Origin of the sequence: Streptomyces sp. NPDC059564, from assembly GCF_042735575.1 — a bacterium.
GTDB lineage: Bacteria > Actinomycetota > Actinomycetes > Streptomycetales > Streptomycetaceae > Streptomyces.
Genome location: NZ_JBHWBP010000289.1, coordinates 1 through 9813, shown reverse-complemented (window position 1 = coordinate 9813; position 9813 = coordinate 1). Strand labels below are relative to the sequence as shown.

At 74.6% G+C, this 9813-nt stretch carries 10 protein-coding genes and 1 pseudogene; 9 read left to right on the top strand and 2 right to left on the bottom strand.

From position 1 onward, the window contains the following. Positions 1 to 625 (top strand): annotated as a pseudogene (locus ACFV0Q_RS32090) (hypothetical protein); the annotation flags it as partial. 38 nt (positions 626 to 663) lie between these two features. Next, positions 664 to 1107: a very short patch repair endonuclease gene (locus tag ACFV0Q_RS32085; RefSeq protein ID WP_385010113.1), complete on the top strand. Its 444-nt coding sequence runs from the start codon at positions 664 to 666 to the stop codon at positions 1105 to 1107. A gap of 28 nt (positions 1108 to 1135) precedes the next feature. Here the strand turns inward: ACFV0Q_RS32085 and ACFV0Q_RS32080 are convergent, their stop codons facing one another. Continuing rightward, positions 1136 to 2140, bottom strand: a complete 1005-nt coding sequence (locus tag ACFV0Q_RS32080) for an SEC-C metal-binding domain-containing protein (protein ID WP_385010111.1) — start codon at positions 2138 to 2140, stop codon at positions 1136 to 1138. Positions 2141 to 2196: 56 nt separating this feature from the next. On the opposite strand from ACFV0Q_RS32080, the gene ACFV0Q_RS32075 reads away from it, so the two are divergent. The 6 genes from ACFV0Q_RS32075 to ACFV0Q_RS32050 all read left to right on the top strand — a co-directional run bounded on the left by ACFV0Q_RS32075 (position 2197) and on the right by ACFV0Q_RS32050 (position 7323). Continuing rightward, complete coding sequence (locus ACFV0Q_RS32075) at positions 2197 to 3036, top strand: class E sortase (protein ID WP_385010110.1); 840 nt, start codon at positions 2197 to 2199, stop codon at positions 3034 to 3036. Between the two features lie 24 nt (positions 3037 to 3060). Continuing rightward, positions 3061 to 3255: a DUF3311 domain-containing protein gene (locus ACFV0Q_RS32070; RefSeq protein ID WP_385010108.1), complete on the top strand. Its 195-nt coding sequence runs from the start codon at positions 3061 to 3063 to the stop codon at positions 3253 to 3255. Between the two features lie 38 nt (positions 3256 to 3293). Beyond that, on the top strand, positions 3294 to 4763 hold the full coding sequence (locus ACFV0Q_RS32065; RefSeq protein ID WP_385010115.1) for a sodium:solute symporter: 1470 nt from the start codon (positions 3294 to 3296) through the stop codon (positions 4761 to 4763). A 146-nt stretch (positions 4764 to 4909) separates the two neighbouring features. Continuing rightward, entirely contained in the window at positions 4910 to 5245 is a 336-nt protein-coding gene (locus ACFV0Q_RS32060) for a DUF6412 domain-containing protein (protein WP_385010106.1), read from the top strand. Between the two features lie 186 nt (positions 5246 to 5431). Beyond that, entirely contained in the window at positions 5432 to 6343 is a 912-nt protein-coding gene (locus tag ACFV0Q_RS32055) for a hypothetical protein (protein ID WP_385010104.1), read from the top strand. A gap of 122 nt (positions 6344 to 6465) precedes the next feature. Next, positions 6466 to 7323 (top strand): fumarylacetoacetate hydrolase family protein, encoded by an 858-nt coding sequence (locus ACFV0Q_RS32050; RefSeq protein ID WP_385010102.1) that lies wholly within the window; start codon positions 6466 to 6468, stop codon positions 7321 to 7323. A 97-nt stretch (positions 7324 to 7420) separates the two neighbouring features. Here the strand turns inward: ACFV0Q_RS32050 and ACFV0Q_RS32045 are convergent, their stop codons facing one another. After that, complete coding sequence (locus ACFV0Q_RS32045) at positions 7421 to 8548, bottom strand: Gfo/Idh/MocA family oxidoreductase (protein ID WP_385010100.1); 1128 nt, start codon at positions 8546 to 8548, stop codon at positions 7421 to 7423. Between the two features lie 55 nt (positions 8549 to 8603). On the opposite strand from ACFV0Q_RS32045, the gene ACFV0Q_RS32040 reads away from it, so the two are divergent. After that, positions 8604 to 9704 carry an ROK family protein gene (locus tag ACFV0Q_RS32040; RefSeq protein ID WP_385010098.1) on the top strand — a complete coding sequence of 367 codons (1101 nt, stop codon included), beginning with the start codon at positions 8604 to 8606 and terminating at the stop codon, positions 9702 to 9704. Positions 9705 to 9813 lie beyond the last annotated feature (109 nt).

Genomic DNA, 9813 nt, shown 5'->3' with positions numbered 1-9813 from the left:
GTCCACGGCCCGCTGGCCGCGCACGATCACCGTCTCGGGCATCCCCAGCACCCGCCCGGTCCGCGCCGCCGCCGACTACGCCGCGCGCGCCGCCGAACGGCCCGACCGGATCCGCTCGGTCCTGGCCCAGGTCGTCCAGGCCGGCTGGTGCCACCCGCAGGACCTGCACGCCGAACTCCGCGCCTCCCGCCTCCTGGCCCGCCCCGCGGTCCGCGCCGCGGCGGCGGAACTCCTCGTGGGGGTCCGCTCGGTCGCCGAAGCCCGCGCCCGCGACACCCTCACGGCGACCGACCTCCCCACCCCCCTGTGGAACGCCCGCCTCTACACCCCGGACGGCACTTTCCTGGCCAGCCCGGACGCCTACTGGCCCGACGAGGGCGTGGCCCTGGAGATCGACTCGGCTGAGTACCACTACACCCGCGACGCCTGGCACGCCACCCTCCGCCGCCGCCTGCGCCTGGAGTCCCACGGCATCCTGGTCGTCAGCGCGACCCCGTCGATGATCCGCGACACCCCGGCAGAGGTCATCACAGCCCTCCGCACCCTCCTCACCCTCACCACCCCCCGCCCCACCCCACCCACAGCCAAGGCCCGCGGCCACCAACAGCTCCAGCTGCCGCTCTGACCGCGGCCACCGGTCCCGCCGCGGTCCAGAATGGTGCCGTGGAGAAACTCGCAACGACGGCCGATGTGCGTGCGCGGATGAGTCGCCAGAAGAGCCGCGACACCTCCGTGGAGTTGTCGCTGCGCAGGGCCCTGCACGCCACCGGGGCGCGGTACCGGATTCACCAACGGCCGGTGAAGGGCGTGCGGCGCGAGGCGGACATCGTGTTCGGTCCCGCGCGTGTGGCGGTGTTCGTGGACGGCTGCTTCTGGCACGGATGCCCCGTGCACGCGACCTGGCCGAAGAACAACGCGGACTTCTGGCGCGAGAAGATCGAGGGGAACAGGCGCAGGGACCTCGACACCGACGCCCGGTTCTCCGAGGCGGGGTGGCTGGCCCTGCGCGTCTGGGAACACGAGGACGTCGCCGAGGCGGCGGCGCGCGTCCTGGCGGCCGTCGCCGGCCGCCGCGCCGAACCGAAGGCCAAGCGACGACCACGCTGACGGCGCCGGAGGTGTGAAGGGGCGGGGGTCAGGAGCCGGTGGTGCCGTGGCACTCCGCGTACGGCTTGCCCGAGGTGCACCAGCACGGGGTGGTGGGGGTGGGGGGCCAGGGGGTGGCTTTGCCGCGGGCGGCCAGGGTGGTGGCGTATTCCGCCAGGAGGGACGGGGAGGCCGGGGAGGTCTTCTCCGAGGCCGCGAAGGCTTCGTACGAGGGGACGTTGCCCGTGACGATGCCGAGGTTGGTGGTGCCCGAGGCGGCCAGGGCGCGGAGGGAGGCCTCGACGGCGGCGAGGTGGGCCTCGTGGGAGGGGTACTCCGCCGCGAGGGTCGGGTACGAGGACACGAGCTCCGACAGTTCCCGCTGGGGCCAGTGGAGGATGGCCACCGGGAAGGGGCGGGAGAGGGCGGCGCGGCGGTCGCCCAGCTCGGCGCGCAGGCGGGCGATCTCGGCGCGCAGCTCCGCCGGGTCGTCGGAGCCCAGGGCCCAGATGCGCTTGGGGTCGTGGAGCTCGTCCAGGGGGATCGGGCCGGCGTGGCGGGTGTCGGCGACCATGTCCCAGTCGTCGTGGGGGAGGGCCAGCAGGCGGCGGACGCGGTGGCGGCCGGTCAGCAGGGCCGTCGTCGACTGGGTGAGGGGGGTGTCCTCCGAGGTCAGGAGGGTGGCCGCCTCGGTGAAGCACGCGTGGGAGGCTTCCAGTTCGTCGTGGGCCTCGAGGGCTTCCGCGATGACTTCCCACGGGGCCGGGTCCGTCGGCGCGGCGGCGCGGATGCCGGAGATCAGCGCGCGGGCCTCGGCCTCGTGGCCGTACTCCCACAGGTTCGCGGCCTGGAGGGCCTTGATCAGGTGCGGGTTCGCGGGCGCGGCGGCGAGGAGTTGGTCGTACAGGGTGCTCGCGCGCTCGCGTGCGTCGGCCAGTTCGAGGTGGGCCGCGGCCTGGAGGAGCAAGGGCTCCTGGTCCTCGGGGTAGCGGGTCGCCGTGCGGATGAGGCGCTCGGCTTCGGCGATGTGCTCGGCAGGCGTGTCGGGGCGCATGGTTCACACCGTACTGCCGCTGGTCAGTTGAGGGGGGAGGACTTAGGGTGCGGGCCGTGCGGGATCGCGTGAGTGTGGTGGTTCAGGGGCGCGGCCGACGGGGGCGCCGGGCCGGTTTCGCGTGGCTGCTGTGGGTGGGCGCCGAGGCGATCACCACGGTGGGCGTGGTGGTGGCGTTGCTGGTGGTGCACCAGGTGTGGTGGACGAACCGGCAGGCCGTCGCGGCCGCGCAGGAACAGGTCCGGGTTCTCGAGGATGCCTGGGGGGCGGGACGTGAACCCCTCGCCGGTGGGAGCGGTGGGGAGGAGCGCGCGCCTGTTGTCGAGGGGGGTTCGAGTGCTCCCGGTGCCGCCCCCGATTCCGATTCCGCTCCGGGGGCCGGGCCCGGCCGGCCCTCGGCGCCGGCCGCGAAGCCCACCCCGAAGCCCAGCCCGAAGCCGGAGCCGGCGCCGGGGCGCGAGGAGGCGTACGCCGTGTTGCGCGTTCCGCGCCTCGGCCTCGTCGTGCCCGTCGCGCAGGGGGTCGACAAGCGGGCCGTGCTGGACAAGGGGTACGCCGGGCACTACCCGGGGACCGCGCAGCCCGGGGCGGCGGGGAACTTCGCGCTGGCCGGGCACCGCAACACCCACGGGGAGCCGTTCCGGTACGTGAACCGGCTCCGGGCGGGCGACGAGCTGCTGGTCGACGTCCGGGGGCGGAGGTACACGTACGTGGTGGGGAAGGTGCTGAGCGAGACCACCGAGCGGGACACCGGGGTGATCGCGCCGGTGCCGCACAGTGCGGTCAGGCCCGACGCCGGGTACACGGAGGCCGGTTCGTACATCACGCTGACGACGTGCACGCCCGAATACACCTCGAAGTACCGCCTGGTGGTGTGGGGCACGCTCAAGTCCTAGGGTGAGGCGGTGAGTCCGAAATGGGTGAAGCGTCCGCAGTTGCTGTGGCTGGGTGTTCCCTTCGTGTTGTTCGTGGTGGTGCTGCCGGCCGTGAACCGGCTGGAGCCGAGGGTCGGCGGAGTACCGTTCCTGCTCGCGTGGTTCATCGTCGCGACGCTGGTGACGCCGCTCGCCGTGTGGCTCGTCCGGCGCGCTGACCTGCGGGCGGGCCGGCGGTGAGCGCTGCCGGAGTGGCCACCTCCGTCTTCGCCGCGTTCATGGTGGTGACCGTCGCGCTCGGGCTGTTCGCCGTACGCGGGCGCGGCGGGGGCGGCGGCGGGCTCGCCGAGTGGTCGGTGGGCGGGCGCTCGCTGGGGGCCGTGTTCATCTGGGTGCTGATGGCCGGGGAGGGCTACACCAGCTTCAGCTACCTGGGGGCGGCGGGCTGGGGCTACAACTACGGGGCGCCGGTGATGTACGTCGTCGCGTACATGTCCTGCGGCTACGCGGTCGGGTACGTCGTCGGGCCGATGCTGTGGGACTACGCGCGGCGCCACGGCCTCGTCGGGATCAGCGACATGGTGGCCCACCGCTACGGGCGCCCGTGGCTGGGCGCGGCGGTGGCGGTGCTGGCGACGGTGTTCCTGCTGCCGTACATCCAGCTGCAGATCACGGGCATGGGGGTCGTCGTCACGACGGTGACCTACGGGGCCGTGTCCCTGGAGTGGGCCTACTTCGTGGCCTTCGCCGTGACCACCGGTTTCGTGGTCGTGAGCGGGCTGCGGGGCAGCGCCTGGGTGTCGGTCCTCAAGGACGTGCTGGTCATCGGGACGCTCGGCTTCCTCGCCTGCTACGTCCCGTTCCACTACTTCGGCGGCTACGGGGAGCTCTTCGACCGGCTCGTGGCGGAGAAGCCCCAGTGGCTGACGCTGCCCGGGCACGGCGGAGGGCGGCTGGGGGCGGGGTGGTTCGCCTCGACGACCGTGCTCAACGCGCTGACCGTCGTCATCTTCCCGACCACCGTGGCCGGCTACCTCGGTGCGCGCAGTGCCGACGTGCTGCGCCGCAACGCCGTGCTGCTGCCCGCGTACAACGTGCTGCTGTTCGTTCCCATGCTGCTGGGGATGGCGGCGCTGTTCGTGGTGCCCGGGCTGACGGGCGCCGAGTCGAACCTCGCGCTGTTCGCGCTGGTGGTCGACTCGCTCCCGGCGTGGGCCGTGGGGCTGATCGGGGTGGCGGCCGCGCTGTCGTCGATCGTGCCGATGGCGGTCTTCATGCTGGTCATCGGCACGATGTGGGGGCGCAGCGTGCTGTCGCTGGTGCCGCGCTGGAGTGCGGGGGAGCGGCAGAAGACGGCTTCGCGGATCGTCGTCGTGATCGCCGGGTCGGTGGCGCTGGTGATGACCTACGTGGCCCCCAACACGCTCGTCCGGCTGTCGCTCGTCTCGTACGAGGGGATGGCGCAGCTGGTGCCCATGCTGTTGCTGGGGCTGGTGTGGCGCGGGTTGACGGTGTCGGGGGCGGTGGGCGGGCTCGTCGTGGGGGTGGTGGTCGTCTGCCTGCTCGTGTTCTCCGGGAACGATCCGGTGTGGGGGGTGAACGCGGGGATGGTGGCGCTGGTGCTGAACCTCGTGGTGGCGGTGGCGGTGGTGGTGTCGGTGTCCCCGGGCGCGCGCCTTCGGCAGGCGGCGGACGGCCGGCCGGACGAGGAGGTCCTGGCGCGGGATCCGGTCGGGAGTGCCCCGTGACGGTCGGGACGCGCGGCTGCGCAGGGCGGGGAGCAGCGTCCTGGAGGGAGGCCGGGCCGGTTGTCGGTGGCGCCCGTTACCATCGATCGTGAGTACCTCGCCTCGTACGGGGGTTCGGGCTCGTGGAGTGGGAGGGGGCGGTTCGTATGGCTCGGCGAGCTGACGCGCGTTCCCTGCTGTTCTCCTTGCTTTCCTCGCGGGCCGGCGGGCTGCTGGCGGCCCTGCTGGTGGTCGGCGGGATCCTCGGGCTGATGTCGGGGGAGAACGGCCTCGCCGCCGCCGTGGTCGCGCTGGCCGCGGCCGTCGCCGTGGGGGCCGCCGCGCTGGCGGCCTGCCTCGTGCGGTCCGTGCCGCCGCACCGCATACGCACCGCGATCCGTGATCGCGAGCAGCGCACGGCGTTCCTGCCGCAGCGCGATCCCGACGCCTCGGGCCGGTCGCGGCCCAGGGCCCCAGGCCGTCTCGCCCTGACGGCCGCGTAGGGGCGCGCAGTACCTTCACTTGCCGGTGGCGCCGGGTGAACACCCAGTGCCACGCGGGTTCCCGGGTTCCAGGGTTCCCGGCAACGCATCGCCTTTCGCTGACTGATCACTGTCGTCGCCCCTCGCGGGTCGTCGCGCCGAAATGCACCTTCTTCGACGTTCGACGAGACCCCTCGGAGGGCCCACGTGTCCGTTTTCACCCACCTTGTTGCCGAGCTGGGCCGGCTGCTCCAGCCGGTACTGGCCGAGTCCGCGACCGCTGCCGCGATCGTGCTGTTCACCGTGCTCGTACGGCTCGCCCTGCACCCCTTGAGCCGCGCGGCGTTCCGCGGTGCGACCCCGGTGGCCGGCATCCTGCCCGTGCTGCTGCAGCTGCCGGTGTTCTTCGTGATGTACCAGGCGTTCTCCTCCTCGAAGGTGGGCGGCGCCGCCAACGAGCTGCTGGGGCACCGGCTGTTCGCCGCCCCGCTCGGATCCCGGTGGGCGGACGCCCTGGGGGAGGGCGGCCTGTTCGGGGCGCAGGGGCTGGTGTTCCTCGGGCTGTTCGCCGCGGTCGGGGTGGTGGCCGCGTGGAGCGCCGTACGGGGGCGGCGGGCGGCGGCCGCCGCGCCGGCGGTGACTCCGGTAGCCGCGGCGGTGGCCGGGCCCGGCGGGGCGACGGCCGGGCCCGGCGGGGCGAAGGCTGCCCGGGGTGGCGGTAAGGCGGGCGCGGGCAAGGCCGGGGCGGGTCGGGCCAAGGCGGCTTCGGGCGCGGGCAAGGCCGGGGCGGGTCGGGCCAAGGCGGCTTCGGGCGCGGGCAAGGCCGGCGCGGGCAGCGCCAAGGCCGCTTCGGGTGCGGGTGGCGGGGTCGCCCCGGGGGTGCCCGCGTTGAGTGCCGAGCAGCAGGCGGCCATGCGGAAGCTGGGCGGCGTGCTGCCCCTGCTGTCGTTCGGGACGCTGATCACGGCCGCCGTGGTGCCGCTGGCCGCCGGGCTGTACCTGCTGACCACCACCGCGTGGTCGGTCGCCGAGCGGGCCTGGCTCCAGTACCGCAAGGAGCGGGCCGGCCGGGAGGAGGCGGCGGCGGTGGCGGCTGGAGGGGTGCGTTCCAGTCTGTGAACAGGGTCTTGCGGATTGGTCGGACTTCTTGGAGGATCAACCAATCCTCCGATGGCCGCAACCCATCGGCCGGCCCGGGGCACGCCCATGGGCCGACCACCCACGACCACGGGAGAAAGCCCATGAAGCTGCTGCGTGTCGGACCCGTCGGATCGGAGCGCCCCGCGCTGCTCGACCAGGACGGGACCCTGCGCGACCTGTCCGGCCTGATCACGGATGTGGACGGGGCCCTGCTGGCCGACGACTCCGTACTGTCCCGCGTACGGGACGCCGCGGCGGCCGGCGAGCTTCCGGCCCTGGACGCGGAAGGGCTGCGCGTCGGCTCCCCGGTCGGCCGGATCGGCAAGATCGTGGGCATCGGGCTGAACTACCACGGGCACGCGGCCGAGGTCGGCGCGGAGGCTCCGGCGGAGCCGATCCTCTTCCTCAAGTCCCCGGACACGGTGGTCGGCCCCGACGACACCGTGCTGATCCCGCGCGGCAGCGTGAAGACCGACTGGGAGGCCGAGCTGGGTGTCGTCATCGGCGCCACGGCCCGCTACCTGGGCTCCGCCGAGGAGGGCCTCGCGCACGTCGGTGGTTACGTACTCGCGAACGACGTCACCGAGCGCGCGTTCCAGACCGAGCGCGGCGGCACCTGGGACAAGGGCAAGAACTGCGAGACCTTCACCCCGCTCGGCCCCTGGCTGGTCACGGCCGACGAGGTTCCGGACCCGCAGGTCCTGGACGTCCGGCTGTGGGTCAACGGGGAGCTCAAGCAGGACGGCCACACCTCCGACCAGATCTTCCCGGTCGGCGAGGTCGTGCGGTACCTGAGCCACTTCATGACGCTGTACCCGGGCGACGTGATCGTCACCGGCACGCCGGCCGGTGTGGCCGCGGGGCAGCCGGAGCCGAAGCCGTTCCTGCGGGCCGGTGACGTCGTCGAGGTGGAGATCGGCGGCCTCGGGCGCCAGCGCCAGGAGTTCAAGGGCGCGTAGCGCCGGCGGGGGAGGTGAGGGGCGGGGCCGTCGGGGGGCGGTTCCGTCCCTTTCGCATGCCCGGGCGGGCCGCCGGTCGGGGTGCGGGCAGGGCGGTTCAGGTGGTGAGGTCCACCGTCACCCCGTCGCGGGAGGAGAGGCGCGCCGCCTCCAGGACCGCCAGGCAGTCGGCGGCCTCGTGCGCGGTCACCGGAGCCGGGCCGCCCGTGCGCAGGGCCTCCGCGACGGCCGCGTAGTACGCCGGGTAGTCGCCGTGCTCCGTCGGCACGGAGATCCCGCCGCCGGTCAGCGGGGACTCGCCGGAGCCGAGCCGCCCCCACAGGTGCGGCGGCTCCTCGCCCCACAGCGGCCCGTCGGCCCGGTCGTCCGGGCGCAGGCCTTCGCGCAGGGCGCCCTCCTGCGGGTCCAGGCCGTACTTGACGTAGCCGGCGCGGGAGCCGAGGACGCGGAAGCGCGGGCCGAGCTGGGCGGCGGTCGCGCTGACGTAGAGGTGCGAGCGGACGCCGTTCGCGTGGGTGATCGCGATGAAGGTGTCGTCGTCGGTCTCGGCGCCCGGGCGGCGCACGTCGGCCTCCGCGTAGACCCGTACCGCCGGGCCGAACAGCACCAGCGCCTGGTCCACGACGTGGCTGCCGAGGTCGTACAGCAGGCCGCCGATCTCCTCCGGGGCGCCGGACTCGCGCCAGCCGCCCTTGAGCTGCGGACGCCAGCGCTCGAAGCGGGACTCGAAGCGCTGGACCTCGCCGAGGTCGTCGTCGGCGAGGAGGCGGCGCAGGGTGAGGAAGTCGTTGTCCCAGCGGCGGTTCTGGAAGACGGAGAGGAAGGTGCCGGTCCGGTCGGCCAGGTCGGCGAGTTCGCGGGCCTCGGCGGCGGTCGCGGCGAGCGGCTTGTCCACGACGACCGGGATGCCTGCGGTGAGCGCGGCCGTGGCGAGCGGGACGTGGGTCTTGTTGGGGGACGCGATGACGACGAGGCCGGGTGCTTCCTCGCCGCGGGCGGCGCGGTCCCACAGCTCGTCGGGGGAGGCGGCGAGGCGGACGTCCGGGTACGCCTCGCGCACCTGGGACTGGCGGCCGGGGTCGGAGGTGACGACCGTGTCGAGGACGAGGCCTTCGGTCGCGGACACGAGCGGGGCGTGGAATACGGAGCCGGCGAGTCCGTAGCCGATGAGCGCGACGCGCAGGGGGGCGGTGGGGGAGGTGGGGGAGGTGGGGGCGGAGTTCATGCGACCACTTTGGCAACAGCGTTGCGTAAGTGCAAGGAGGGTGGACAATGGACGGGTGAACAGGGGCAACGGCAGCGGGGGCGGCGGCTACGGGGACGGCCGTGGCGGGGCGAACCTGCCGGCCCTGCGCGGGTACAACGAGGCGCTGCTGCTGGACCTGCTGCGCTCGGCCGGCGCGCCGGGCCTCGGCCGGGCCGAGCTCGCCGCCCGTACGGGCCTCACCCCGCAGGCCGTCAGCAAGATCACCGCCCGGCTCGCGGCGGAGGGCCTGGTGGCCGAGGCCGGTCGCGGCGCCTCCACCGGCGGCAAGCCGCGCACGCTGCTGCGGCTGGTCCCGCAGGCCCGGCACGCGGTGGGGGTGCACCTGGACCGCGACGAGCTGAGGGCCGTACGGGTCGACCTCGCGGGCGGCGTCGTCGAGGCGTGGAGCGGCCCGCTGGACTTCGGGGCGGGTCCGGACCTGGTCGTGGAGGCGGTGGCGGCGGCGGTCGTACGGGTCTGCGCGCGCGGGCCGGCCGCGCCGCCGCTCGGGGTCGGGGTGGCCGCGCCGGGGCCGCTGGACTGGCGGAGCGGGGTACTGGGGAGGGTGACGGGGTTCCCGGACTGGGCGGGGTTCCCGTTGCGGGAGGTGCTGGAGGGGCGGCTGGGGTTGCCGGTGATGCTGGACAAGGACACCAACGCCGGGGTCGCGGCGGCCGGGGGCGCGGGCGGGGCCGGCTCGTGCGTGTACCTCCACGTCGGGACCGGGCTCGGGGCGGGGCTCCGGCTCGACGGCGCGGTGTACCGGGGCGCGCGGTCGGCGGCGGGGGAGTTCGGCCACCAGGTGCTGCGGCTGGACGGGCCGGCGTGCCGGTGCGGGGGGCGGGGCTGCCTGGAGGTGCTCTGCCTGGAGGCGGTGGCCCGGGGTGACCTGGCGGGGGCGGCGCGGCTGCTGGGGGAAGGGGCCGCGAACCTGGTCGCGCTGCTGGATGTGGACCGGGTGCTGCTGGGCGGGCGGGTGGTGGCCGCGGATCCGGAGGTGTTCGTGGAGGGGGTCCGGGCGGTGCTGGGGGTCCGGGCGCTGGCGGGGGAGCCGCCGGTGGTGGAGCGGGCCGTCGCGGGGGTGGCGGAGGGGGCCGCGGAGCTGGCGCTGGGCCCGCTGTTCGGCCACGGCTGAGCCGAAGCCCCTGGGTACTGTCCCGGCCCCGCGCCTCAGTCGCCGGCGGGGCTGCGCCTGCCGATCCCGCCTGCGCCGAGGCTCGGGGGGGGGGGGGGCCCCCCCCCCG

Coding starts and splice junctions, on each gene's coding strand:
- ACFV0Q_RS32050 (WP_385010102.1), top strand. CDS start 6,466: ATGAAGCTGCTGCGTGTCGGACCCGTCGGATCGGAGCGCCCCGCGCTG.
- ACFV0Q_RS32060 (WP_385010106.1), top strand. CDS start 4,910: ATGGCTCGGCGAGCTGACGCGCGTTCCCTGCTGTTCTCCTTGCTTTCC.
- ACFV0Q_RS32065 (WP_385010115.1), top strand. CDS start 3,294: ATGGTGGTGACCGTCGCGCTCGGGCTGTTCGCCGTACGCGGGCGCGGC.
- ACFV0Q_RS32080 (WP_385010111.1), bottom strand. CDS start 2,140: ATGCGCCCCGACACGCCTGCCGAGCACATCGCCGAAGCCGAGCGCCTC.
- ACFV0Q_RS32045 (WP_385010100.1), bottom strand. CDS start 8,548: ATGAACTCCGCCCCCACCTCCCCCACCTCCCCCACCGCCCCCCTGCGC.